The organism is Pectobacterium araliae (assembly GCF_037076465.1).
GTDB classification, from domain to species: domain Bacteria; phylum Pseudomonadota; class Gammaproteobacteria; order Enterobacterales; family Enterobacteriaceae; genus Pectobacterium; species Pectobacterium araliae.
This window is the reverse complement of record NZ_AP028908.1, coordinates 1,631,627-1,656,854: the sequence shown is the minus strand read 5'-3', so window position 1 is coordinate 1,656,854 and position 25,228 is coordinate 1,631,627. Positions and strand designations below refer to the sequence as shown.

General features: G+C 47.0%; 28 protein-coding genes. 16 read left to right on the top strand and 12 right to left on the bottom strand.

The window, feature by feature from the left end:
• Positions 1–68: 68 nt before the first annotated feature.
• Entirely contained in the window at positions 69–896 is an 828-nt protein-coding gene (locus tag AACH44_RS07450; RefSeq protein WP_338659545.1) for a flagellin, read from the bottom strand.
• Between the two features lie 325 nt (positions 897–1,221).
• Here AACH44_RS07450 and fliD point away from each other — a divergent pair, with 325 nt between their 5' ends.
• Genes fliD through fliT form a run of 3 tightly spaced genes read left to right on the top strand, consistent with a single transcriptional unit; the run spans position 1,222 to position 3,416 of the window.
• A complete protein-coding gene (fliD, locus tag AACH44_RS07445; RefSeq protein WP_261847931.1) occupies positions 1,222–2,610 on the top strand; it encodes a flagellar filament capping protein FliD in 1,389 nt (462 codons plus the stop codon).
• A gap of 30 nt (positions 2,611–2,640) precedes the next feature.
• Positions 2,641–3,051, top strand: a complete 411-nt coding sequence (gene fliS, locus AACH44_RS07440) for a flagellar export chaperone FliS (protein ID WP_261847930.1) — start codon at positions 2,641–2,643, stop codon at positions 3,049–3,051.
• The gene (fliT, locus tag AACH44_RS07435; protein ID WP_261847929.1) at positions 3,051–3,416 is read left to right on the top strand and encodes a flagella biosynthesis regulatory protein FliT; all 366 of its coding nucleotides are present in this window, start codon (positions 3,051–3,053) and stop codon (positions 3,414–3,416) included. The genes fliS and fliT overlap by 1 nt, the downstream gene beginning before the upstream one ends.
• A 271-nt stretch (positions 3,417–3,687) precedes the next feature.
• Here the strand turns inward: fliT and fliE are convergent, their stop codons facing one another.
• On the bottom strand, positions 3,688–4,002 hold the full coding sequence (fliE, locus tag AACH44_RS07430) for a flagellar hook-basal body complex protein FliE (protein WP_261847928.1): 315 nt from the start codon (positions 4,000–4,002) through the stop codon (positions 3,688–3,690).
• A gap of 259 nt (positions 4,003–4,261) precedes the next feature.
• On the opposite strand from fliE, the gene fliF reads away from it, so the two are divergent.
• The 13 genes from fliF (at position 4,262) to fliR (ending at position 15,114) form a co-directional block, all read left to right on the top strand.
• Complete coding sequence (gene fliF, locus AACH44_RS07425) at positions 4,262–5,971, top strand: flagellar basal-body MS-ring/collar protein FliF (RefSeq protein ID WP_261847927.1); 1,710 nt, start codon at positions 4,262–4,264, stop codon at positions 5,969–5,971.
• The gene (fliG, locus tag AACH44_RS07420; protein WP_261847926.1) at positions 5,968–6,960 is read left to right on the top strand and encodes a flagellar motor switch protein FliG; all 993 of its coding nucleotides are present in this window, start codon (positions 5,968–5,970) and stop codon (positions 6,958–6,960) included. Before fliF ends, fliG begins: the two co-directional genes overlap by 4 nt.
• A complete protein-coding gene (fliH, locus tag AACH44_RS07415) occupies positions 6,953–7,675 on the top strand; it encodes a flagellar assembly protein FliH (protein WP_261847925.1) in 723 nt (240 codons plus the stop codon). Before fliG ends, fliH begins: the two co-directional genes overlap by 8 nt.
• Complete coding sequence (gene fliI / locus AACH44_RS07410; protein ID WP_107167768.1) at positions 7,675–9,045, top strand: flagellar protein export ATPase FliI; 1,371 nt, start codon at positions 7,675–7,677, stop codon at positions 9,043–9,045. The genes fliH and fliI overlap by 1 nt, the downstream gene beginning before the upstream one ends.
• Before the next feature lie 8 nt (positions 9,046–9,053).
• Complete coding sequence (gene fliJ, locus AACH44_RS07405; protein ID WP_107167769.1) at positions 9,054–9,500, top strand: flagellar export protein FliJ; 447 nt, start codon at positions 9,054–9,056, stop codon at positions 9,498–9,500.
• Positions 9,497–10,789, top strand: a complete 1,293-nt coding sequence (locus tag AACH44_RS07400) for a flagellar hook-length control protein FliK (RefSeq protein WP_261847924.1) — start codon at positions 9,497–9,499, stop codon at positions 10,787–10,789. Before fliJ ends, AACH44_RS07400 begins: the two co-directional genes overlap by 4 nt.
• Before the next feature lie 155 nt (positions 10,790–10,944).
• Positions 10,945–11,424, top strand: a complete 480-nt coding sequence (fliL, locus tag AACH44_RS07395; protein WP_261847923.1) for a flagellar basal body-associated protein FliL — start codon at positions 10,945–10,947, stop codon at positions 11,422–11,424.
• Between the two features lie 5 nt (positions 11,425–11,429).
• Complete coding sequence (gene fliM, locus AACH44_RS07390; RefSeq protein ID WP_261847922.1) at positions 11,430–12,443, top strand: flagellar motor switch protein FliM; 1,014 nt, start codon at positions 11,430–11,432, stop codon at positions 12,441–12,443.
• Complete coding sequence (gene fliN, locus AACH44_RS07385; RefSeq protein ID WP_005970667.1) at positions 12,436–12,849, top strand: flagellar motor switch protein FliN; 414 nt, start codon at positions 12,436–12,438, stop codon at positions 12,847–12,849. Before fliM ends, fliN begins: the two co-directional genes overlap by 8 nt.
• Positions 12,849–13,271, top strand: a complete 423-nt coding sequence (gene fliO, locus AACH44_RS07380) for a flagellar biosynthetic protein FliO (RefSeq protein WP_261847921.1) — start codon at positions 12,849–12,851, stop codon at positions 13,269–13,271. Before fliN ends, fliO begins: the two co-directional genes overlap by 1 nt.
• Positions 13,268–14,044: a flagellar type III secretion system pore protein FliP gene (gene fliP / locus AACH44_RS07375; protein ID WP_261847920.1), complete on the top strand. Its 777-nt coding sequence runs from the start codon at positions 13,268–13,270 to the stop codon at positions 14,042–14,044. The genes fliO and fliP overlap by 4 nt, the downstream gene beginning before the upstream one ends.
• A gap of 12 nt (positions 14,045–14,056) precedes the next feature.
• Positions 14,057–14,326 (top strand): flagellar biosynthesis protein FliQ, encoded by a 270-nt coding sequence (gene fliQ / locus AACH44_RS07370; RefSeq protein ID WP_039273449.1) that lies wholly within the window; start codon positions 14,057–14,059, stop codon positions 14,324–14,326.
• A gap of 2 nt (positions 14,327–14,328) precedes the next feature.
• On the top strand, positions 14,329–15,114 hold the full coding sequence (gene fliR / locus AACH44_RS07365) for a flagellar biosynthetic protein FliR (protein ID WP_261847919.1): 786 nt from the start codon (positions 14,329–14,331) through the stop codon (positions 15,112–15,114).
• Between the two features lie 285 nt (positions 15,115–15,399).
• On the opposite strand, the gene flgL is transcribed toward fliR, so the two are convergent.
• The 10 genes from flgL to flgC form a co-directional block, all read right to left on the bottom strand.
• Positions 15,400–16,356, bottom strand: coding sequence for a flagellar hook-associated protein FlgL (gene flgL, locus AACH44_RS07360; RefSeq protein ID WP_261847918.1), 957 nt, complete (start codon positions 16,354–16,356; stop codon positions 15,400–15,402).
• A gap of 31 nt (positions 16,357–16,387) precedes the next feature.
• Complete coding sequence (flgK, locus tag AACH44_RS07355) at positions 16,388–18,082, bottom strand: flagellar hook-associated protein FlgK (RefSeq protein WP_261847917.1); 1,695 nt, start codon at positions 18,080–18,082, stop codon at positions 16,388–16,390.
• Between the two features lie 126 nt (positions 18,083–18,208).
• Positions 18,209–19,171: a flagellar assembly peptidoglycan hydrolase FlgJ gene (flgJ, locus tag AACH44_RS07350; RefSeq protein WP_261847916.1), complete on the bottom strand. Its 963-nt coding sequence runs from the start codon at positions 19,169–19,171 to the stop codon at positions 18,209–18,211.
• Positions 19,171–20,280 carry a flagellar basal body P-ring protein FlgI gene (locus tag AACH44_RS07345; RefSeq protein ID WP_261847915.1) on the bottom strand — a complete coding sequence of 370 codons (1,110 nt, stop codon included), beginning with the start codon at positions 20,278–20,280 and terminating at the stop codon, positions 19,171–19,173. Before AACH44_RS07345 ends, flgJ begins: the two co-directional genes overlap by 1 nt.
• Positions 20,281–20,296: 16 nt before the next feature.
• Positions 20,297–21,010, bottom strand: a complete 714-nt coding sequence (locus AACH44_RS07340; RefSeq protein ID WP_107167781.1) for a flagellar basal body L-ring protein FlgH — start codon at positions 21,008–21,010, stop codon at positions 20,297–20,299.
• 177 nt (positions 21,011–21,187) lie between these two features.
• On the bottom strand, positions 21,188–21,970 hold the full coding sequence (gene flgG / locus AACH44_RS07335; RefSeq protein WP_039359858.1) for a flagellar basal-body rod protein FlgG: 783 nt from the start codon (positions 21,968–21,970) through the stop codon (positions 21,188–21,190).
• Positions 21,971–21,997: 27 nt separating this feature from the next.
• Positions 21,998–22,753, bottom strand: a complete 756-nt coding sequence (locus tag AACH44_RS07330; RefSeq protein ID WP_261847914.1) for a flagellar basal body rod protein FlgF — start codon at positions 22,751–22,753, stop codon at positions 21,998–22,000.
• A 21-nt stretch (positions 22,754–22,774) separates the two neighbouring features.
• Positions 22,775–24,034 carry a flagellar hook protein FlgE gene (gene flgE / locus AACH44_RS07325; protein WP_261847913.1) on the bottom strand — a complete coding sequence of 420 codons (1,260 nt, stop codon included), beginning with the start codon at positions 24,032–24,034 and terminating at the stop codon, positions 22,775–22,777.
• Positions 24,035–24,107: 73 nt separating this feature from the next.
• Positions 24,108–24,782: a flagellar hook assembly protein FlgD gene (gene flgD, locus AACH44_RS07320; protein WP_261847912.1), complete on the bottom strand. Its 675-nt coding sequence runs from the start codon at positions 24,780–24,782 to the stop codon at positions 24,108–24,110.
• A gap of 15 nt (positions 24,783–24,797) precedes the next feature.
• Positions 24,798–25,202: a flagellar basal body rod protein FlgC gene (gene flgC / locus AACH44_RS07315; RefSeq protein WP_015840801.1), complete on the bottom strand. Its 405-nt coding sequence runs from the start codon at positions 25,200–25,202 to the stop codon at positions 24,798–24,800.
• Between the last annotated feature and the right edge of the window lie 26 nt (positions 25,203–25,228).

Sequence of the window (25,228 nt, the reverse complement as noted above, 5' to 3'; positions counted from 1 at the left end):
TATAAAAAAACCAGCCCGAGGGCTGGTTCAGCATTATCATTATCCTGATAAGGATGTGCGTCGAAAAATTAACGCAGCAGAGACAAGACGTTTTGTGGAACCTGGTTAGCCTGAGACAATACAGAAGTACCAGCCTGTTGCAGGATGTTAGCCTTGCTCATGTTGGACACTTCAGTTGCATAGTCAGCATCTTCGATACGGCCACGAGCAGCAGACAGGTTGTTAACCGTGTTATTCAGGTTAGTAATGGTAGATTCGAAACGGTTCTGAATCGCACCCAAGTTACTACGTGCAGTGTCAACCTGTTTCAGAGCAGCATCAACCGCGCTGATTGATGCTGTTGCACCTGCAGCGGTTGAAACATCCAGACCAGTAACACCCAGATCGCCAGAAGAAGAAGCAATCAGCGCGCTTGAACCGATAGCGATGGCATCGTCCGGTCCGGTATTCGCACCAACCTGAATAGAAATGTCAGCACCACCTTTCAGCAGCTCGATACCGTTGAATTTAGCGGTATTGGTGATACGGTCGATTTCAGAAACACGTTGAGAGATTTCAAGTGCGATTGATTCACGGTTTTCAGTGGTGTTGGTGTCACTTGCTGCCTGAACTGACAGTTCACGGATACGTTGCAGGTTGTTATTGATTTCGTTAAGGTTAGCTTCAGCGGTCTGAACCAGAGAAATACCATCGTTAGAGTTACGGGCAGCCTGGGTCAAGCCTTTAATCTGTGCAGTCATGCCGTTCGCAATCGCCTGACCAGCAGCATCGTCTTTAGCACTGTTGATACGCAGGCCAGAAGACAGACGCTCGATAGCAGTACCCAGAGAAGATTGAGATTTGTTCAGGTTGTTCTGAGTGATCAGAGACATTACGTTAGTGTTAATACCGGCCATAATAAATTTCCTTAATCGATGAGATGTAAGTTTCGGGTTAGACCCACGGGTTCATCCCCGTCGCTAACATTTATCGGAACGCTTTTCAGAAGCTTTAATTTTTTTGCCAAATTTATTTTTAAACAGATTCTCATCTTCTAATAAGTGCCCAAGTCATCTTGTAATTTTGCTTCATCCACAGTCAGAACTACGACATGATGAGGAGGCCCCACTAAGGGAAGGTATGGCACAGTAAAAGTTACATCATCTTACCTGCTAAACTTATTATTGATACTGCCGATAACTTCCACATAGACAGCTAAACTCGGAATAAAAGGATTCGATCATGGCAAGTATTTCCTCATTAGGTGTAGGCTCAGGTCTGGATTTATCAACACTGCTAACTAATCTAAGAACTGCTGAAAACCAGCGTCTGACCCCAATTACTACTCAGCAAAGCAGTTATAAAGCTCAGCTTACAGGTGTTAGCTCACTTAAAAGTGCCCTCGACAAGTTCAATACCGCTAACAATACCTTAGCCAAGTCTGAATCTTTTGGTACCGTAACGGGTTCTATTGACGGCATTACTAATACCAAAGTCTCCAGCACCAATAAGGCTTTTACAGCGACAACGGCTAGCAAGTCAGTTGCAGGTAGCTATAGCGTAGAAGTCAAACAATTAGCGCAAGCACACTCAATTACTTCCTCAGTTCAAACCAGTGCAACCACTGCATTAAGCGCAACGGATACTACGCTAAAGGTTGCTCAAGCTGACGGAAAATCACTAACCATTGATATTAAAGGGGGAGAAACTTCGCTCAATGATGTCCGTGATGCGATTAACAAAGCGAATGGTGGAGTCATCGCTAGCGTAGTGAAGGCGAAAGACAACGAATACTATTTGATGATAACCGCTAAAAATAGTGGTGAAAAAGGTGAGATTACATTAACTGATAGCAACAGTGTTTTGGGTTCAACGACCGAGAAAGTCGCGGCACAAAACTCAGTAATCATAGCAAACGGTATCGAAATTGAACGCCAAAGTAATACGATCGATGATGCATTCGAGGGCGTAACACTGACATTGCAAGCAAAAACAGAAATTGACAAACCTGAAACCTTGACCATCGATCAAGATATTACTGCAATGCAGGACGCGGTTAAGGCATGGGTTGATGCCTATAATGCTTTGCAAGACACCATTATATCACAAACTAAATACACCTCAGTTGAGGCGGGAGAAGAACAGTCCAGTAGCAACGGCGCTTTAATAGGCGACTCAACCGTCCGAGGTATTCAGGATGAACTCAAAGCCCAGTTGACGACCGTTCAGAGCGCAAGTGGCGAATTCCGCATTCTTGCTGACTTAGGTATTACGCAAAACTTTAAGACAGGCAAGCTTGAAATAAACAATACCACTCTCGACAAAGCGCTGAAAGAAGAACCAGGAAAAGTGCAAGCGTTTTTCGTAGGGGACAATAATAAAACCGGTTTTGCAACACAGACCCGAAGCTATTTGAAAGAAGTTCTCGATACAAAAGAGGGAACGATTAAGACGAAAGAAGATAGCATAAACAACACATTGAAATCGTTAGATACTCAATACACTAGGGTCAGTGATAGTATCGAGCAGACGATTGCTCGATACCAAAAGCAATTTACTGAATTAGATAAAGCCATGTCTGATATGAGCAGTACAGTCAACCAGTTGACCAACATGTTCTCCAAACTCTAAAGTTTGCAGATTAAGTAGATAGGTAACGAGATGTACAATATGAAAGGCAGTCAGGCCTATGCTCAGGTAGGCCTTGAAAGCAGTGTGATGAGCGCAAGCCCGCACCAGCTTATTGTTATGCTGTTTGATGGTGCGCGCAGTGCAATGGTGCGCGCACGCATCCTCATGGAGCAAGGTGATATCCCCGGCAAAGGCATGGCGTTATCTAAAGCAATCGACATTATTAATAATGGGCTCAAAGCTGGACTAGATATGGAAAGAGGTGGTGAACTGGTTGAAAACCTGTCCGCCCTGTATGACTACATGTCTCAGCGTTTGTTAATTGCTAATTTACATAACGATGCCAAAGCGATAGAAGAAGTCGAAGTGTTACTGGAAAATATCGCTGATGCCTGGCGGCAAATCGGCCCTAATTACAAACCAGAGCAGGAAGTACGTTAATGGCCTCCCCCCATCGGCTTCTAAAAGATTACCAACAGCTTTTGTCTCTGAGTCAAAAAATTCTTCATTTGGCCGTCAGCGGCCAATGGGATACGTTGGTTGAGCAAGAGATTTTTTATGTTCAGTCCGTTGAAGGCTTAGTTAACACGCCAATTCCTGACGAAATCGACAGCGTGATGCGTTTGCATCTGCGACAGATTTTGCAGGAAGTGATGGATAATGAAGCGAAAGTAAAACAACTTCTACAGAAGCGGATGGATGAGTTAAGTTCGTTAATGGGGCAATCACTGAAGCAAAAGTCCATTAATACAACTTATAGCGAATTTGCTGGGCAGCGACTGCTTCCAGGTGAGCCAAATTCATAATTTTATACTCGTTATATACGACACTCCGCGCCCTATCTCCGCCTGATACGGGCACGTTTTTTACCCACAAACGGTGCTTTTACTCTGCATACTCAAACTATCGGCATAACGAAATCAGTACACGTTAAGAATTTAAAGAGTAAAGGACGTGAAGACAAGAAATAGACAAGCAGAAGTTGGCACAAATAAATATCGCACGTCATCCTATTGCTTAACAGTGAGATGACGTGCAATAACTTTAATCATTACAGTAAGACGCCATTAAACGACATCAAACAGACATATTCATTACTTCCTGATACGCCGATACCAGTTTATTACGCACCTGGATGCCCATCTGCATTGAAATGGATGACTTTTGCAAATCCACCATTACATCATTCAATGCTACACCCGGTACGCCCATAGTGAATTTTTCACCTTGCGCACGAGCGACTTGTTGTGTATCGCTGATCTTATCAATCGCCGATTTTAACTCACTGGCAAAACCAGGTTCTACCGACGGTCTGGCTATTGGCGTACCCGAAGCTTGCAGAGCGTTCACCTGCATTTGTTGTAGAACACCATTAATACCTTGAATCGACATGTTACCTCGCTAAACCTGACTAATTAGGCTTTCTATGCACATTTATGACAGCGATACCCTACCACACCCCATTTAGTCTTAATGGGGTAATTAGCGTGAAAAATGCCACCTTATCGACCCATCGATTTTTCTTTTACGGAAAATAATGACATGCCGACAAATGTGGGCGAAGTGTTTTATTGATTGCGCAATCAGGGAGTTCTGTTTTGTCACGTCACAACGTTAAGTATATCGTTCAACAACCAAGCAGAGATAGAGTATGAACGCCTCATTAACCGGCTTCGCTACCGGTAAAAATAGCTTTGGCGAAATACTCAGCCGGTTACGCGCCAATCCGAAGATTCCGCTACTCATCGCAGCAGCAGCGACAATTGCCATTGTTGTCGCATTGACGTTATGGGCTAAAGGCCCAGATTATCGGGTACTTTATAGCAATATAAACGATCGGGATGGCGGAGCGATTGTCAGCGAATTAACAAAGCTGAATATCCCTTATCGCTTTGCAGAAAGTGGTGGCGCGATCATGATTCCCGCCGCAAATGTCTATGAGACTCGACTCCGACTTGCCCAACTGGGACTACCAAAAGGCGGCGCTGTTGGCTTTGAATTGCTCGATAAGGAAAAATTTGGCATCAGCCAATTCAGCGAACAAATTAATTACCAACGCGCGCTAGAAGGTGAACTATCCAGAACGATAGAAACACTGGGCCCCGTACAAAACGCGCGAGTTCACCTTGCCATACCGAAGCCTTCACTGTTCGTTCGTGAGCAAAAATCTCCCTCATCTTCTGTCACCCTGACATTGCAACCAGGTCGTGCTTTAGATGAAGGTCAAATCAACTCTATTGTTTACATGGTTTCCAGTAGCGTTGCGGGTCTGCCGCCGGATAATGTTACTGTCGTCGATCAAACCGGACGCCTATTAACTCAGGCGGGTGGTAGCGGCCGAGATCTGAATGCTGCGCAGCTTAAGTACAGCAACGAAGTCGAAGCAATGTACCAGCGCCGTATAGAGTCAATCATCGCGCCAATGGTCGGTATGGGCAACGTACATGCTCAGGTCACTGCGCAAATCGATTTTTCTGCTCGCGAACAAACTGACGAACAATATCAACCCAATCAACCGCCGGATAAAGCAGCTGTTCGCTCCCAACAAACCAGCCAGAGTGAGCAGAAAGGAGGTCCGAATGTCGGTGGTGTTCCTGGGGCATTGACCAATCAGCCGGCACCAGCCCCGACAGCCCCTATTGCAACCGCGCCAAATAATGCCAATGCAAACAACCAGGCTGGTCAGCAGAACCCAAACAATGCCGCGGGTACACCAGCTAATTCTGCCAATGCAGTCATTCAGACATCAAATGTTCGCAATGATGCAACGACCAACTATGAAGTCGACAAGACGATTTTACATACCAAACATAGCACGGGTGGTGTGAAACGCTTGTCTGCGGCTGTTATCGTTAACTATCAGCCTCCAGGTGAGGATGGTAAACCCGTTGCGCTGACGGAAGATCAGATCAAACAGATTGAAACGGTAGCACGCGAAGCGATGGGGTTCTCTGCTGAGCGTGGTGATACATTGAATGTCGTTAACACGCCATTTATGGACGGTGCCGAAGGCTCTAGTGAACTCCCCTTCTGGCAAAAACAAGCTTTCTTCGATCTCCTGATGGAAGCGGGTCGTTGGTTGTTGGTTCTGATTGTTGCCTGGATTCTGTGGCGTAAGTTAGTTCGTCCGCAACTACAGAGAAAATCTCAGCAACAAGAAGCGGCATTGGCGGCGGCCGCCCTGAATAAGGGTAATGATGATGTCGTTGTGAATCTCAGTACCTCTGAAATTGAGCAACAACGGAAATCTCAACAACGCGTTAGTGCGGAAATGCAAAGTAACCGGATACGTGAACTGGCCGAAAATGACCCGCGCGTGGTTGCTCTGGTGATTCGCCAATGGATGAGTAGTGAACTATGACCCTGACAGGAACAGAAAAAAGCGCCATCTTATTGATGACAATCGGTGAAGACCGTGCTGCAGAGGTGTTTACTCATCTTTCAACCAAAGAAGTACAACACCTCAGTGCGGCAATGGCTAATATGCGCCAGGTTTCACATCAACAATTAGTAGATATTCTCAAGGAATTTGAAGCTGATTCTGAGCAATATGCAGCACTGAGTGTTAATGCTAGTGACTACCTGCGCGCCGTGCTTGTCAAAGCACTGGGTGAAGAGCGCGCGTCTAGCCTGCTGGAAGATATTCTGGAAAGTCGCGAAACATCCAGCGGTATGGAAACGCTCAACTTTATGGAGCCGCAGATTGCCGCAGATCTTATTCGCGATGAACATCCACAGATTATCGCAACCATTTTGGTGCATCTGAAACGCGCTCAGGCTGCCGATATCTTAGCCCTGTTTGACGAACGTCTTCGCCATGATGTCATGCTGCGTATCGCAACCTTCGGCGGCGTTCAGCCTTCAGCTCTGGCAGAACTGACTGACGTGCTGAATGGCTTGCTGGATGGGCAAAATATCAAACGCAGCAAGATGGGTGGTGTGCGCACTGCGGCTGAAATTATCAACTTGATGAAAAGTCAGCAAGAAGAAGCCGTTATCGATGCTGTACGCGAGTTCGATGGCGAATTGGCACAAAAAATCATCGACGAAATGTTCCTGTTCGAAAACCTGGTGGACGTGGACGATCGCAGCATCCAGCGCCTTCTGCAAGAAGTCGAGTCCGAGTCGCTATTGTTGGCATTGAAAGGTGCCGAAGAACCTTTGCGCGAGAAATTCCTGCGCAATATGTCCCAGCGTGCGGCGGAAATCCTTCGCGACGATCTGTCTACACGTGGTCCAGTGCGTATGTCGCAGGTCGAAAACGAACAGAAAGCGATCCTGCTTATCGTTCGTCGACTGGCAGACAGTGGCGAGATGATTATCGGTGGCGGCGAGGATGCTTATGTCTAACGCCTCAAAAAATCTAGCCTGGCAGCCCTGGCAGCTCAACGAGCTGGCTGACCCCGTGTCAAAAGCAGCCCCAACATACCAGGTAAATGATGAGCCAGATTTTCCTGATGTAGCGAGTTCAAGTGAAGAGAACTCCTTATTCTCCGCAGAGGATGAACTGGAGTCTCTGCGCGAAAGTACAATGCAACAGGCTCGAGAAACTGGTTTTGCACAAGGTCATCAACAAGGGTATGACGCAGGTTATCAAGAAGGTTTAGCTCAAGGTCAACAGCAAGGCTTGCAGAATGCCTTGCTACAGCAGCAACCGATGATTGAACAGATGCAAAATATGGTCACTGAATTCCAGCAGACGTTGGATACGCTTGACAGTGTTATCCCTGCCCGCCTGATGCAGCTAGCACTGACCGCAGCCAAACAGATTCTAGGGCAGCCTCCGGTATGCGATGGTAACGCTTTACTTGCTCAGATACAGCAATTGATCCAACAAGAACCGATGTTTTCAGGTAAAACACAATTGCGCGTTCATCCTTCAGATTTAGAACGCGTTGAACAATATTTGGGTCCAACACTCAGCTTACACGGCTGGAGATTGCTGGCTGATGGGCAACTCCACCCTGGTGGTTGTAAGGTCAGCGCTGAGGAAGGCGATCTGGATGCCAGCCTGGCGACGCGCTGGCATGAACTTTGCCGTTTAGCTGCACCGGGAGAACTATGATGACTTCACGCCTTGGGCGCTGGCTCTCTTCTCTCGATTCATTTGAGAAGCGTATTGACGACACCCCTTCAGTGCGTCGCTATGGTCGCTTAACCCGGGCAACAGGTTTAGTATTGGAAGCAACAGGGCTACATATGCCGCTGGGCGCAACCTGTCTCATCGAACGGCAGAACGGTTCTCAAGTTGAAGAAATCGAAAGCGAAGTTGTCGGTTTCAACGGGCAAAAACTCTTTCTTATGCCGCTGGAAGAAGTTGAAGGTATTACCCCTGGTGCGCGTGTTTACGCTCGCGTTGGCCAAGACAGCAGCAGCCAAGGAAAGCAATTACCCTTAGGCCCTGAATTACTAGGCCGAGTGTTAGACGGTAGCGCAAAACCGCTGGATGGTTTACCCGCACCCGATACAGGCTATCGTGCACCACTGATTACGCCACCATTCAACCCATTGCAAAGAACGCCAATCGAGAGTGTTCTTGATGTGGGGGTTCGAGCCATCAATGCCTTGCTCACCGTAGGTCGAGGGCAGCGAATGGGCTTGTTTGCAGGTTCAGGTGTTGGTAAAAGCGTGCTGTTGGGCATGATGGCGCGCTATACTCAGGCTGACGTCATTGTCGTTGGCCTTATCGGCGAACGTGGTCGAGAAGTGAAAGATTTCATCGAGAATATCCTAGGCACGGAAGGACGGGCACGCTCTGTCGTTATCGCTGCCCCGGCGGATGTTTCTCCATTATTAAGGATGCAAGGGGCGGCATATGCCACACGTATTGCTGAAGATTTTCGCGATCGTGGTCATCACGTACTGCTAATCATGGATTCACTCACGCGTTATGCTATGGCGCAACGTGAAATTGCCTTAGCAATTGGTGAACCACCGGCAACCAAGGGTTATCCACCTTCTGTCTTCGCCAAATTACCTGCTCTGGTAGAACGCGCAGGAAATGGTATTCATGGAGGAGGCTCTGTCACCGCCTTCTATACTGTTCTGACAGAAGGTGACGATCAGCAGGATCCTATAGCCGACTCCGCTCGAGCTATCCTTGACGGACATATCGTGTTATCTCGTCAACTCGCAGAGTCTGGCCATTATCCGGCAATTGATATTGAAGCATCGATTAGTCGTGCGATGACAGCACTGATTGATGAAAGTCACTATGCTTCTGTAAGGCAGTTTAAACAGTTACTATCCAGTTACCAACGTAACCGTGATTTAGTCAGTGTGGGTGCCTACGCCGCAGGCAGTGACCCTATGCTCGATAAAGCAATTCGGCTCTATCCCTATTTGGAAGCCTTCTTGCAACAGGGTATGTTTGAACAAAGTGACTATGATGAATCCTGCCAGGCGTTGCACACTATTTTCCCTCGTAACGAGTAGGAGAGCAGATGAAAACCCAGTCACCGCTGGTTACACTACGCGAACTGGCGCAGAAGGACGTTGAGAAAGCCGCAGGTCAGTTGGGTCAGGTGCGTCAGGCTCATCAACAGGCTGAGCAACAGCTCGATATGCTGTTAAACTATCAGGATGACTATCGTCAAAAATTAAATTCGACGATGTCTTCTGGCATGGCGAATAATAGTTGGCAAAATTATCAGCAGTTCATCCGAACGTTGGACAGTGCAATTGAACAACACAGGCAACAGCTTTCTCAGTGGACATCACGTTTAGATTTAGCAATGAAGACGTGGCAAGAAAAGCAGCAGAGATTGAACGCTTTTGAAAAACTGCAAGATCGTGAACTGACAAGGCAGCTTGCCAAAGAGAATAAAATAGAACAAAAACAAATGGATGAATTTGCCCAACGGGCCTCACAGAGGAAAACAGAATCATGAATCTGTCCGCATTACCTATAGCTGCGACCGCTGCCAGTGATACGAGCGGTTCCTCTGCTTCTTTGCTGACACAGGGTGAGCTGCCAAAAGATTTTGTTGATCTGTTGAGCAAACGCATATCACAAGCAGCTGATACATCAAATAAAAAGACGCTTGACAAAGTGGATGAAGATGCTTTGTTAAATGCCTTGGGTAAGGATAATACCTTGCTCAGTCGTGACAATTTAAACGCCTTTCTTTCTTCCTTCAGTTCTCTGACTGGGGTAGCTATTGCGTCTAATAAACCCCCCTCAGAAATTGCAGATCAGATGAAGTTGAAAAATCTGAACCAAAAAGAGGATGACAATACCGCAGACGACGCGATTGCAATACAGACACTGTTTGCCATGTTGCAAACTGCGCCACTGCCTAAGCAGACCATCCCTGATGGTATCGAAGCTACGGCCGTTAATAATAGGTTAGCTATTCCAGGACTTATAGATGCTAACCGCCAGAATGAAGCCTCCACATCGGTACTACGCAGTGCAGATGAAAATGCCAAAAGTACTCTGGCAACACTGCCAGGCATATCAATCGCGTCAGATAAAGGTGCTGACCTATCACGCGATCTTCCTCATGTAGCTAAGCAAGCGACTCCGGCCGAGTCTAAGGATGATGTGGCAAAATTTTCACTGACTGCACTACATTCCTTTACTGGCGATCGTGATGCCTCTGAATCGGTTTCCACTTTAGGCAATAGCACGTCTCAAACAACGTCGCCTGTAGTTCAGGCTATGCACGTTCAGCCGGCAGCCGTGGGAAGTACTACTCCAGCCCCTCAGACAGCAAACATGCAACTGAACGCACCGTTTGGCTCCCCACAGTGGCAAGACGCATTGGGTCAGCAAATCGTTATGTTCAGCCGTAATGGTCAGCAGACCGCAGAACTGCGTTTGAATCCACAAGAACTCGGCCCCCTACACATCAGCCTAAAAATCGATGATAACCAGGCGCAAATTCACCTAGCTTCCGCAAGCAGCCAGGTTCGCTCAGCGTTGGAGGCTGCATTGCCACATTTACGTAATACGATGGCAGAGAGCGGCATTAACCTTGGGCAGAGCAGTGTCGGCAGTGACTCATCGGCCTGGCAGCAGCAAATGGCGAGTAATAACCATGATGGCAACAACCGCGGCCCGTCTTACCAGCAACAATTTGGTCATTCAGCAGAAAGCACAAATGAATCATTAAACGTACCAGAACAGCTAAAATCAATGGCATCATCAGTAAACGGCGTTGATATTTTTGCTTGAAAGTGAAGTAAACGAATAAGTTAGCACGGTTTTCCCTGTCTATTCTCTGTATTGAACATTGCAATAGGCAGGATAATCATCGACATTACGCATTTATTTATTGTTAATTTCTCCCTGCAATAAATATCGATAAGTAACGGGAACTATCTTTGGCTATGTCTGATATGCAAGTCCGACCAGGACGTAAACGGTCTGTTTGGCTAATACTACTGATAATCGTTGCTCTCGCGGCAAGTGCTGCTGCGGGCGCTACTTGGTGGCTATTAAGTCAGAAAAATGCAGCTACGGCTGAGCAGGAAGCACCGCCACCGCCAGAGCCTGTTTTCATGCCACTGGATACCTTTACCGTTAATCTCGTCAATGCAGATAATGACCCTGACCGTGTATTGTATGTAGGATTCACGCTGCGTTTGCCAGATGAAGCAACTCGCACGAGGTTTACGAATTACCTGCCTGAAGTTCGCAGCAGACTATTACTGTTACTTTCTCGTCAGGACGCCATCGCGCTTGCCAATGAGCAAGGTAAACAGAAGCTGATAGAGCAAATCAAGCAAGTGCTAAGCCCACCATTAGTTCCTGGTCAACCTAACCAGGTCGTCACTGATGTTCTGTTCACGGCCTTTATACTGCGGTAACCATTATGGGCGATAGTATTCTTTCACAAGCAGAGATTGATGCATTATTAAATGGCGACAGCGGTGATAGTGACGCTGAGGCACATGCATCATCAAAAACGGATGGGGATATAAAGCCCTATGATCCGAATACCCAACGCCGCGTTATCCGTGAGCGTTTACAAGCATTAGAAATTATTAATGAGCGTTTTGCTCGCCAGTTTCGTATGGCGCTGTTTAACCTACTGCGCCGTAGCCCTGACATTACTGTCGGGGGGATAAAAATACAGCCTTACCACGAGTTTGCCAGGAACCTTCCGGTACCGACGAACCTGAACTTGATTCATTTAAAACCACTACGTGGCACTGCGCTGTTTGTCTTCTCGCCAAGTTTGGTATTTATCGCTGTAGATAACCTCTTCGGTGGCGATGGACGTTTCCCGACAAAAGTAGAAGGGCGTGAATTTACCCATACTGAGCAGCGTGTTGTTAAACGGATGTTACGTCTGGCACTGGAAGCCTATGGTGAAGCCTGGAATGCGATTTATAAACTTGATATCGAATACGTACGTTCAGAAATGCAGGTTAAGTTCACCAACATTACGACGTCGCCTAATGATATTGTCGTGAACACGCCGTTCCATGTTGAAATCGGCTCATTAACTGGTGAGTTTAATATCTGTATTCCTTTTTCAATGATAGAGCCGCTACGTGAGCTGCTCGCAAATCCACCATTGGAAAACTCACGACAAGAAGATCAGAGTTGGCGAGATACCTTAGCCAAGCAGGTACAACATTCCGAGCTGGAATTAGTCGCAAATTTTGTAGATATTCCGTTGCGACTTTCCAAAATTCTGAAGTTACAACCCGGCGATGTGTTACCAATCGACAAACCTGAAAAGATCGTTGCCCATGTTGACGGTGTACCCGTGCTGACCAGCCAATATGGTACATTGAACGGGCAATATGCTCTACGTGTTGAACATTTGATTAACCCTATATTGAATTCTCTGGATAACGAGGAACAGCCCCATGAGTGACACCAAGAAGCCGTCCGACGATAAGGAATCAGTGGACGATCTGTGGGCTGATGCATTTAACGAGCAGCAGGCAGCAGAAAAACCGGCCGCAACAACGGAAGGTATTTTTAAGTCGCTAGACGGTCATGACCCGCTGGGCGCGCTGCAAGATATCGATCTGATATTGGATATTCCAGTCAAACTCACCGTTGAGCTTGGTCGGACCAAAATGACGATAAAGGAACTCCTGCGCCTGACTCAGGGATCGGTTGTTGCACTTGATGGCTTAGCTGGTGAACCGCTGGATATTCTGATCAATGGTTATTTGATCGCTCAGGGGGAAGTCGTCGTCGTCTCTGACAAGTATGGTGTTCGTATTACCGATATCATGACACCTTCCGAACGTATGCGCCGCTTGAGTCGTTAATGGCAACAGTTTCGGTATCGTCTCCTACTTCAGTAGCAAGCCAACAATCAACTCTTGTTACTGAGCCACCACTTACTGGCAGCATGCTACTGACACAGGTCGGTAGCGTACTTGCTGGCATTTTATTATTTATTCTACTGATTGCCTGGCTTGCCCGTAAACTCGGCTTTGCTCCGCAAACCAAGCAAAACAAGTTGCTAAAAGTTGTATCCAGTTGCTCAGTTGGCCAACGTGAGCGTGTCGTTATTGTCGAAGTTGATGATACCTGGTTAGTGTTAGGTGTTACTCCTCAGCAAATCACGCCACTGCATACGCTCCCGGCACAACCAACCGATAACAGTTCATCTGTAAGCGATAGCAAGCCAGCAGATTTCAATCAACTGTTAAAGAGAGTTTTAAAGCGTCCGGAAAAATCGGAATGAGAGCGTTGTCTAAATATTTTCGTATCATTACCTTGCTTCATACACTGCGCTATAGCGTAGCTATCAGTTTATTATTCATCGCACCATCAGTATGGGCTCAGCTTCCCGGTATTGTGACCCAACCGTTACCTAATGGTGGACAGAGCTGGACGCTATCAGTACAGACGTTGGTGTTCCTCACGTCCTTAACGTTTATTCCTGCCGCATTGCTAATGATGACCAGCTTTACCCGAATCATCATTGTACTAAGTTTGTTACGTAATGCGTTGGGTACACCCACTGCACCGCCAAACCAAGTGTTACTAGGATTGACGCTGTTCCTGACATTTTTTGTCATGTCACCCGTATTAAACCGTGTTTATGACGAAGCTTATCTTCCATTCAGCCAGGATAAAATCAGCATGGAGGTCGCCATCGAACGCGGCGCGGAACCCGTACGTGAATTCATGCTGCGACAAACGAGGGAAACCGATCTGGCACTGTTTACAAAGCTCGCAGAAATCCCAGAGATTCAGGGACCTGAAGCGGTACCTATGCGCGTACTTCTCCCCGCGTTTGTGACAAGTGAATTAAAAACAGCTTTCCAAATTGGTTTCACCGTTTTTATTCCCTTTCTTATCATCGACCTCGTTGTTGCCAGTGTATTGATGGCTCTGGGGATGATGATGGTTCCTCCGGCTACCATTTCTTTGCCTTTTAAGCTCATGCTTTTCGTATTAGTCGATGGCTGGCAACTGCTACTTGGTTCATTAGCCCAAAGTTTTTACAGTTAGAGGAATGCGACTATGACACCAGAATCGGTGATGGCACTTGGCTATGAAGCAATGAAAGTCGCATTAGCACTAGCAGCACCTCCTCTGATGGCGGCGCTGCTAAGCGGTCTGACTATTAGCCTTTTGCAGGCGGCAACCCAAATCAACGAAATGACATTATCGTTTATTCCTAAAATCCTAACCGTATTTTTCACCTTAGTGATCGCTGGTCCCTGGATGTTAAACCTGATGCTGGATTATATGCGTACGTTATTCGGCCAGTTACCTAATATTATTGGGTAAACATGCTGACGTTTAACAGTTGGGATATGGTGAATTGGGTTAGCCAGTTTTTCTGGCCTTTTGTCAGGATCCTCGCACTGATCAGTACTGCGCCAGTCTTTAACGAAAGAGCAGTCGGAAACCGAGTGAAAATAGGTCTGGGAGTGCTGATTACCCTACTCGTCGCACCCTATTTACCACTAAATACAACGCCCATTTTTTCTGTTGCGGGCGTGTGGCTGCTGATACAGCAAATCCTCATCGGTGTCACTCTCGGTTTGTCAATGCAGTTGGCATTTGCTGCTATTCGCCATGCCGGGGAACTCATTGGTCTACAGATGGGTCTCGCCTTTGCGACTTTCTTTGATCCGACTGGCGGCCCGAATATGCCAGTAATAGCACGCTTTCTGAATATTCTCGCCATATTATTGTTCTTAACCTTTGATGGACACCTCTGGCTGATCTCGTTATTGGCAGATAGCTTCTATACCTTGCCCATCGGTACTGCTCCCATTAATAGCCATGCTTTCCTCGCGCTTGCTCGCGCCGGTGGATTGATTTTTATTAACGGATTGATGCTGGCGCTACCCATCATAACCCTCTTGCTAACTATCAACTTGGCGTTAGGCATGCTTAACCGCATGGCACCTCAACTCTCAATATTTGTTGTTGGCTTCCCGATTACCCTAACAGTTGGAATCATGACGCTAGGTTTATTACTCCCGCTCATTCCACCATTCGCAGAGCATTTATTCAGTGAGGTATTCGATTTACTCGCTGATATTCTTAGCCAGCTATCAGGTTCGTAGAGATACCTATAACACAAATTCCGCACCGATAGCCGTATTCGTTATATGGGGCTATACAGACGGTGATTGAGATAAACAATATTCAGATAATAAAGACATCAGTGTCGATGCACTAAAAGTGCTAGGAATTACATAAAGAGGAACAGCAGAAAGAGGTTAAATTCATGATTAATAAAAAACGGCATGTCACCCTTCAGTATAATGAAGGAGTGACATGCCAAAAAAATACGCCCGGTTTAAGCGTATTCAAATTTGAATGCAAAGAGTATCGATCAGTTTCACTTATTACCGATTTATCTGAAACAACGACATGCCTTGCATATTCTGAAATGCTGTATAAGACGCCTGCAAAGAAGATTGCTGCATCATGTAAGACGAAATCGCCTCAACCCAATCGGTATCTTGCAATTGCGACAGCGTCGTTTTGTTCGCTACATCACGATCTTTACCAATAGCATCAAGATTATCAATTTCATTGAGCTGGATACCCAGCTCTGCACGGACGGAGGAAATATTACTCAGCGAGTTATTTAAACCACGGTTTGCAGTATCTATTGCAGCAGCGACACTGGCTTTTGTTGCATCATCAGCACCATCGAGCGGCGTTTCAAGAGCTTGGATAGCAAGATCAAGACTTTCAAATAAATCAGCTTGCACACTACCATCAGGCTCTGTTTTTGCGCCCCCTGTGGCACGGATGAAAACGTCAGAACCAATGTGTCCTACAGTCATAGAACGAGCCGAATCAACTTGTTGTGAAATAGCCTGATATCCACCTTGATACTCGACACCAGAAGCACCTTCAACAAAAGGGGGTTTATCTGTCTGATATCCAGCAAAGATATAATTACCATTGCCGTCAGTACTGTTAGCCATATTCAGTAATTCAGCTTTCATCCCACGTAATGAGATCGCAATTGAACTACGGTTATCATCGTTATTTGTCCCGCCAACCTTAATAACCTCACTTAATGCGGAAGTGATCGTCGTAATGCTTTTACCTAAAATAGATTCTTCTAAGGACATGCTTTGCTTAGCAAACGTACGTGCCAACGTGTACTGACTGTTTTCTGATTGGGCTTGACCAAGCATAACAACATTCGCAGCCGCTATCGGATCATCCGACGGATTAACGACGCGCTTACCAGTTGACAACTGCTCACCTGTTTTTTGCCACGTTGCCTGACCATTAACAATGCCTTGCATATTTTGCTGGTATATCATGCTAGTGCTTAAGCGCATGGTATCAATTCCTCTTTCTTAACGGGTCAGATTAGCCACGGGCTGCTAAAAGGGCATCAAATACGGATTGTGCTGTTTTGATGACCTGTGCATTTGCCATGTAATATTGTTGATAACGCATCAGATCACCATACTCTTCATCTAGATTCACACCAGATACAGACTGCTGTTCTGCCGTCAGTTGCTTAACCACATTTTGCTGCGATGTGTTATTGATCTTCAGTGTGCTAGTCTGGTTACCAATCGCGCCAACCAGACTGGCGTATGCCCCTGAAACGCTGGCCTTTCCGCCCACAATTTTCTCATTTTGTAGGGCAAGCAGAGCCTTAGCATTGGTATTATCGCTCACACCACCAAACACGGGATTGCCACTTCCATCCAAAACCGGAGCACCATTTTCATCTAATTTAACGGATGCTGCTGCAAGTTTATTAGGATCGGAAACAGCCACGGCCATATCGATAATGACGTCATTAACCGGCTTAAGCAGGAAGCCGTCATTCGTTGCAGGCGTCCCTGTGATAGCCATTTTGATGCCATCAAAGTTCAGACTGTTATCAGAGGTATCCACCGCCGCCGTGAACTTTGAATTATCAGACAAACGGGTTACTTGCCAATTAGCGCCATCGTACTTAATCGCATAATTAGTTGCCTGCACGTCTTTGGTATTGGTGTAAGACGGAGTTAACACTGCATTTCCCCCGTTCTTGCTGTCGTTCAGAACTACAGCCTTACCAAAAGAGAAGAAATCGCCGCCTTTGACACCATTACGATCGTAACCTTGCTGATGTTGAGTATTAAACGTATCAGCAAATGCCAGTGCTAACTGCCCTAACTGGCCGCGTGTTTCATCTAGCGTTTCAGTGCGGAAAGAAAGTAAGCCGCCTAGAGACCCACCTGTTAACGTACTCTCATTCAGCGAGACGACATCGTTTGTCTGGTCTCTATATCCTATAGTCAGACGCGTTGGATCATTGCTTGAACCGATGGCTACTAGCTCATTGCTTGTTCCAGCCTGAACCAAGTTGGTACCATTTTTCAATGCTACGTTATAGACGGTTCCATCCTGAACGGTAATCTCAACGCCCACCAATTTGTTAAGTTGATCGACAAGAAGATCGCGCTGATCGAGCAAATCATTAGGCATCGTACCGCTATTTGCGCCCATTAGTTTCGTGATTTCGTTGTTTAACGATGCAATTTGGTCGGTATACGTATTAATTTGGCCAACAGTACTTTGAATCTGTGTATTCAGGCCACTGTCCATGTCACGCAAATACTTATCCGTGACTTTAAATTGGTTTACCAGCCCTTCAGCTTTACCTAGCACGGTTTGGCGAGTAGAGCTATCGCCGGAATTACTGGTGAGGTTCTGTAAGTTAGAAAAGAATTCTTGTATCGCCGATGAAAGACTGGTGGTACTACTGGCCAGCAAATTATCAATCTTAGATATCTGATCATAGTGCGCAGAAATCGAACTGCTTGTCGTTTGTGCAGAACGTAATTGGTTGTTAATAAAGTCATTATATTGACGATCGACACGAACAACATTAACACCGTTGCCCATATACCCAGCAGATGTGCTGCTACTAATCGCTTGTTCAATTATCGTATTCTGCCGACTATATCCAATAACAGCCTGATTACTAATGTTATTACTCACGGTATTCAGCGCAACCTGCGCACCTTTTAAGCCACTCATCGCGGTGTTAATTAAATTGGACATAGGGTGTTGTTCCTTTTACACAGGCTCTCTTCGCTCTGCGCAGTTAACTAAATGCTGAAAGCAGCAAGTCTGCTACATAAGTTAATTACTTTATCGGTCAGAAAGTGCAAATCTTGAATAAAAAAATCAAAATAGCCGACTCAAATCGTGGGTATAAGCTTTCGCTACTTTCTCACCTGAACTCTTCATTTGCTGGATCATACTGACCAGCTTCTGAGCATATTGCGGGTCCGTTGCATAACCTGCTTTTTGCAACGCATGAGCCGCTTGCTCAGCCGTTCCTGCGTTCATCACCGCAGAATAGCGTGGGTTATTAGTCAGCAATTTCACATAGTCGCCAACCGCTTCAATATAGGAATCGTAAACCCTGAAACTGGCCTTTACCTTTTTAGCCACGCCTTGATCATACTCGGTCGTGGTTATCTCAGTTGTCGGCCCATTCCAACTGCCACCGGCTTTGATACCGAATAGATTGTGGCTTGGTCGCCCATCTTCGGTAGGAATTTCACGCTGCCCCCAGCCAGACTCAAGCGCGGCTTGGGCGATGATAAGGTGATGAGGTATACCGCTATGCTGACTGGCAATCTGAGCCGGTAAGGAAATCTGAGATACAAAGTTACTATTGGATAGCGGCAGCGCTGACCCAGTATTTGGCAATTTGGGGAGCGCTTTACGCACCATTTGCTCCACAGCCGCAGTTGGCATACTTTTAAGTACGTCACCATCGAATGTTAATGGAACCGAGGGCACAGCAACTTTAGCCGCCGTAGCATCTGGGGATTGTCGGGTCAATTGCTCAACCATGACATCCGCGAGCCCTAGTCCTTTGCCCTTCGTTGAAATCTCTTGAGCAATTTGCTGGTCATACATTGAGGTATACAGACGCGTCTGATCGCTGCTGAAGAGCCCGTCCTGCGGAATCGCAGAGCGCATACTTTTCATCATTAATTGTACAAACACGCCTTCCATTTGTTGCGCCACGGCCCTGATACCCTCTTTACTTTGAGGGTTACCTGAAACCTCACGCTTCAACGTATTCAGGGACTGTGCATCATAGGCCGCGTTATTCAGCGTCTGCATATCACTCATCAGATAATTTCCAGTTTGGCACGCAAGCAGCCGGCACTTTGCATCGCCTGCAGAATAGACATCAGTTCCATCGGCGTTGCACCCAAGGAGTTCAGTGCACGCACAACATTGTTGAGATTGGCGCTGGAATTGACTCGCTGTAACGCACCACCTGCTTGCTGAACTGAAATCTCAGTTTGTGGAGTCACTACCGTCTGACCGCCACCGAATGGCGTGTTCGGCTGACTGACATTAGCTTGCTGATTAATCGTTACAGAAAGGTTACCCTGGGCAATAGCACAGCTATCCAAGGTAACATCGCGATTCATCACGACAGAACCAGTGCGAGAGTTGATAATAACCTTGGCGTCCTGAATACCGATGTTAACGTCAATATTCTGGATATCCGCTAAAAAGCGAACCTGAGAGCTATTGCCATGCGGGGCAAGTACCTGGATAGTCCGTGAGTCTACTGGGCTTGCGGTACCGCCGTATCCAGAACGGTTAATCGCATCACTCACTTTCTGCGCCATCGAGAAATCGTCGTTCTTCAGTTGCAACATTATCGTATTTGATGTGCCAAACGTACTTGGCAATTCTCTCTCAATCACGGCACCGTTGCTAATTCTGCCGCCTGCAAGCTGGTTAACCTGAACACTGCTTCCACCAGCAGAAGCGCCTGCACCGCCAACCAAAACGTTCCCCTGAGCCAAAGCATACACTTGATTATCGACCCCTTTTAGTGGAGTCATTAGCAGCGTCCCACCACGCAAGCTCTTCGCATTACCGAGTGAAGACACCACGATATCAATATTTTGGCCTGTTCTACCAAAAGGTGGAAGTTCCGCCGTTACCATCACCGCCGCGACATTCTTCAATTGCATGTTCGTTCCGGCAGGAACGGTGATCCCTAACTGGGAAAGCATGTTGGTTAAGCTTTGTGTAGTAAACGGTGTTTGCATGGTCTGATCACCAGAACCATCCAATCCAACAACTAAACCGTAACCAATCAACGCATTACCACGTACGCCCTGGATATTAACCAGATCGCGAATTCTCTCTGCCGACGCAGGAGCAATATTCAGCGTCAGTAACATCAGTAGTACAGTGAAAAATGATGTAATCCGCATGACAGGCCTCTTAAACTTAGAACGGAGAAACATTGAGGAAGAACCGCTGCAACCAGCCCATGTTTTGCGCTTCGTTAATATAGCCATTACCGACATATTCAATGCGCGCATCCGCAACCTGAGTTGATGGCACCGAGTTGTTACCACTAATGGTTCTCGGATTAACAACCCCAGAGAAACGGATAAACTCAGTTCCCTGATTAATTGCAATTTGTTTTTCACCAACGACGCTCAGGTTACCATTTGCTAACACCTGACCTACCGTAACCGTAATCGTTCCGCTAAACGTGTTATTGGCATTGGCACCACCTTGACCTGTGAAATCATTTGTGCCCGTAGCATTCAGCGCTGCACGATTATTGCCTAATGGCCCTTCGAGGTAGCGTGGTGTCGTAGCCACACCAAACGTCGACGCACCATTACGAGCAGCATTCGCTGATGAGCTTTTACTGGCACTGACGTTTTCCTGCAACACGATCGTCAATGTATCGCCAATATTACGTGGGCGACGATCCTCAAACATCGGCTGATAGCCATAATTCATCGGCTGCACGGTTTGAAAAATAGAACCATTAGGACCTGCTAGTACTGGCGATCCCGGCTGGGCAGTTGTAGGCCCAGTGACAACTTTATCATGCGGAATATAGGCGCAGCCGTTAAGTGCTAACATCGCGATCAATGCCAACAGACGAGGTCGGCGGAGTGGTTTGATAACCGACTTTGCATTCATTATCACTGCGGATATCGCCTTAAATTAATCTATTTCACATATTCACGGGGTAAATCAAAACCATATCCCCATTCCGGTTGCTTATGGTCTTCATTACCCCGTTAAACACTATCTATGCTGCCACCGCCAAACCATCAGAGCGTTTGCCCTCATTACTGAAATTAGCGGATTACAACATTACAACTGAGTCAATTTCTGCAACATCTGGTCAGAAGACGAAATTGCTTTACTGTTGATCTCATAAGCACGCTGAGTCTGAATCATCGATACCAGTTCCTCCGCCACATTGACATTGGAGGTTTCGACATATTTTTGATATAGCAGACCCGCACCGTTCAAACCTGGGTTCGTTTCATTCGGCGCACCAGAGCTGGCCGTTTCCAAATACAGGTTTTCACCCATACTCTCAAGGCCGCTATCATTAATAAAGGTCGTCAGCGTCAACTGGCCAATCTGGTTTGTTGCCGCCTGTCCCTGCAATTTAACGCTGACAATACCGTCACGACCAATATTGAGTTCAGTTGCATTCGCTGGAACCGTAATGGCTGGCTGAACCTGATAGCCGCTGGACGTCACTAACTGGCCGTTACCGTCAAGCTGGAAAGCACCGTCACGCGTGTAAGCAGTCGTACCATCAGGCAGTTGAACCTGAAAGAATCCCTGACCTTTAATCGCAACATCCTTCGAGTTGCCCGTCTCGGAAAACGTTCCTTGAGTATGAATACGCTCTGTTGATACCGGGCGAACCCCGGTACCTAACTGCAAACCAGACGGTAGCATGGTTTGTTCTGAAGACTGAGCTCCGGGCTGACGAACGGTTTGATACATCAGGTCTTCAAATACCGCACGCTGACGCTTGAAACCATTAGTACTGACGTTTGCCAAGTTATTGGAAATAACGTCCATATTAGTTTGCTGAGCGTTCAAGCCGGTTTTTGCAATCCACAAAGAACGGATCATTTATTCACTCCTGTGCGCACTCGGCGCTTAACCCATTGCTAATATCTGATTAGCACGTTGTGCATTATCGTCAACGCTGCTAATGATTTTCATCTGCATTTCAAAGCGGCGAGCATTGGCAATCATATCGACCATAGTATCGACCGTGTTCACATTACTGCCTTCAATTACACCCGGCATAATTCGCACGGTGGGATCGTTTTGCAGCACATTACCACGTTGTTGCTGAGCCTGTTGCGTCAAGCGGAATAATCCGTCATCAGACCGCTCCACTTCTTGTCCCGTCGCCTTAACGAGCTTCAGGCGCCCCAACTGGGCAATAGTATTCGGCGGGTCACCAGCATTCAGTACAGAAATAGTGCCATCAGGAGAAATACTGACTTGGGCTTGAGGGGGAATGTCAATTGGTCCACCATCGCCCATCACCACACGCCCCTGGATGGTCAACTGCCCATCAGCGCTGATCTCCATATTACCATTACGAGTGTACGCCTCACCGCCATTAGCTGTTTGCACTGCCAACCAACTCTCTTTCGGTAAAGCGACATCCATTGCACGACCAGTATAATTCATCACGCCTTCGGTCATATCAGCGCCAGGCGTTGAAGCGACAACCAGCGTTCGGGTGGGCAAGGTCAACCCATTTACCGGCACAGCACGCAGAGCTGATAGCTGTGCACGGAAACCCGGCGTTGAGGCATTAGCCAAGTTGTTCGCAGTAATCGCCTGCTTTTCCAATGACTGGCTCGCACCACCCATTGCCGTATAAATTGCGTGATCCATGCAATGTCCCCGTTAGGATAATTAACGCAGGCTAACCAGCGTTTGCAGAATGGAATCCTGCGTTTTGATGGTTTGCGCGTTTGACTGGTAATTACGCTGCGCAACAATCATGTTGACCAACTCTTTACTCAGGTCAACGTTTGAACTTTCGGTAGATTTGCCGATCAGTTTACCCAGACTTCCGGTACCTGCCAGACCAACCACCGCCTGACCAGAGCTCGCCGTTTCAGACCAGGCGTTATCGCCTTCAGGCGATAAACCTTCTGGGTTGGCAAAGCTAGCCAGAAGGATCTGACCCAGCGCCTGCTTTTGACCATTGCTGTAGCTACCTTCGATCGTGCCATCGTCATTGATAGCAAAACCAGTCAGCGAGCCTGGAGCGAAACCGTTCTGAGTTGGGCTCTTATAGCTATATTCTGTGTTTTGCTGCACGCTGCCAGTGAAATCGAGAGTAAATTGACCATTAGTCGCCGCACCATTCGCACCAACAAGATTGAGCGTGAATGATGGAACCTGTGTCGTGGTCGGTGCCGTTGCTGGAGGAACAGGTGGTGTCGTTACCGAGTGTGATAACAATGCGCCATTCGCACCAAAATTCAGCGCCCCCGCATTTTGATACACAGCAGGGCTGATTGAGTCATCTTTGGCGTAAGTCTGCCAAGTATTATCATTTGTTTTAACAAAATACAGGGTAAAGTTATGCACGTTACCTTGGCTGTCATAAGTTGTCAGCGCTGTCTTGCTGTTATACGTGCCTTCTGCACCAGGCGTTGTAGCCCAAGAGTTTGTTGGAATAGCATCTGAGGATTTTAGGTTAGCCTTGAGTGAGGCAATCGTCGTTTGGCTCGCCAACATATCGCCATCAGGAATCGTCAACGGTACTGGGTCAGCCCCCGTTTGAACCGTTGGCGGCGTACCCGCAACCGGATACCCCGTCAGTTGCATGCCTTGCGCGTTGACGATATTACGGCCGTTCAGCATAAATTGACCATTACGGCTGTAATAGGTAGAACCGTTGGTATCTTGCAGACGGTAAAAACCACCGCCGCTAATCGCAACATCCAAGTCTCGTGAGGATGAAGTTACAGTACCGTTACCAAAATCCTGCAATACCGATGCGACCTTCACACCCATACCGACTTTAGAACCCGCAAACATATCAGCGAATGTGACGGCCCCAGATTTAAAACCCACTGTCGCTGAGTTAGCGATGTTATTACCGATAACATCTAGGTTATTAGATGCCGCGTTTAAACCACTGACCGCCTGAGAAAAACCCATGTCGCTCTCCAAAGTATTGATTAAGTCATATTCCAGATAGTGAATTCACTGGAATACTATGAAATTTATACCGTTACAGAATTTGCCTGACATCGTCCATGGTGGCTCTGCCGCGCAGCCCTAAATCCAGCAATGCACCGCTATCGCCGCGAACAACACTATTTACAACCGCATAACTCAATGGCTGAACAACCTGTTGCGCCCCCCCCGTGCTGGCAGCAACTGTGAAGGTATAAGCACCATCAGGCGCAACTGAGCCATCAGAAAGCTTACTATCCCAGTTGAATGAGTGAACGCCAGCAGAAAGCGTCCCCAGTTCGATCGTACGAACCGCTTTACCCATTGCATCATTGACGGTGACGGTGACAACTTCCGCTGCTTTTTCCAGTTCAACACCAAAGGGGGTGCTAATCTCCTTACCAACAAGGATTTCTTTTCCTGGAATCATGACACTGTGGCCAATCAGCGTTGTTGCTTGCATAGATTGATTGTTATTGATCTGGCCGGAGATAGAACCGAGCGTGGTGTTCAATTTTTCAATACCGCTGACCGTATTGAGCTGAGCAAGCTGGCTTACCAGCTGATCGTTGCTCATCGGATTCGTTGGGTCCTGATTCTTCAACTGCGCTACCAGAAGTGTCAGAAACTGATTCTGTAGGTCGGCACTGCTGTTCTTCTCTATCGCCGTTGTCGACGAGGTACTTTGGATGCTATTCGCAGAGGAAGCATCATTAATTGTTACAGACATTTATTCGTCTCCCGATTATTGCCCGATCGTCAATGTCTTCAGCATCATCGATTTTGTCGTATTCAAGACTTCGACGTTTGCCTGATAACTACGCGATGCAGAAATGGTGTTCACCATTTCTGCCACTGGGTCAACATTCGGCATGCGAACGTATCCCTGTCCATCAGCCAGCGGGTTGCCCGGTTCATAAACCAGACGAGCAGGCGATGGGTCTTCGATCACATTAGCAACGCGCACACCGCCAGTTGACTGCCCCGGAGCCGCATTCACTTCGAATACAACCTGCTTGGCGCGATAAGGTTCACCATCTGGACCTGTTACGCTGTCTGCATTAGCCAGATTGCTGGCACTCACATTCAGACGCTGTGATTGCGCTGAAAGTGCTGAGCCTGAGATTTCGAATATATTTAATAACGACATGAATCTTTACCTTCCCATCGCGCTAC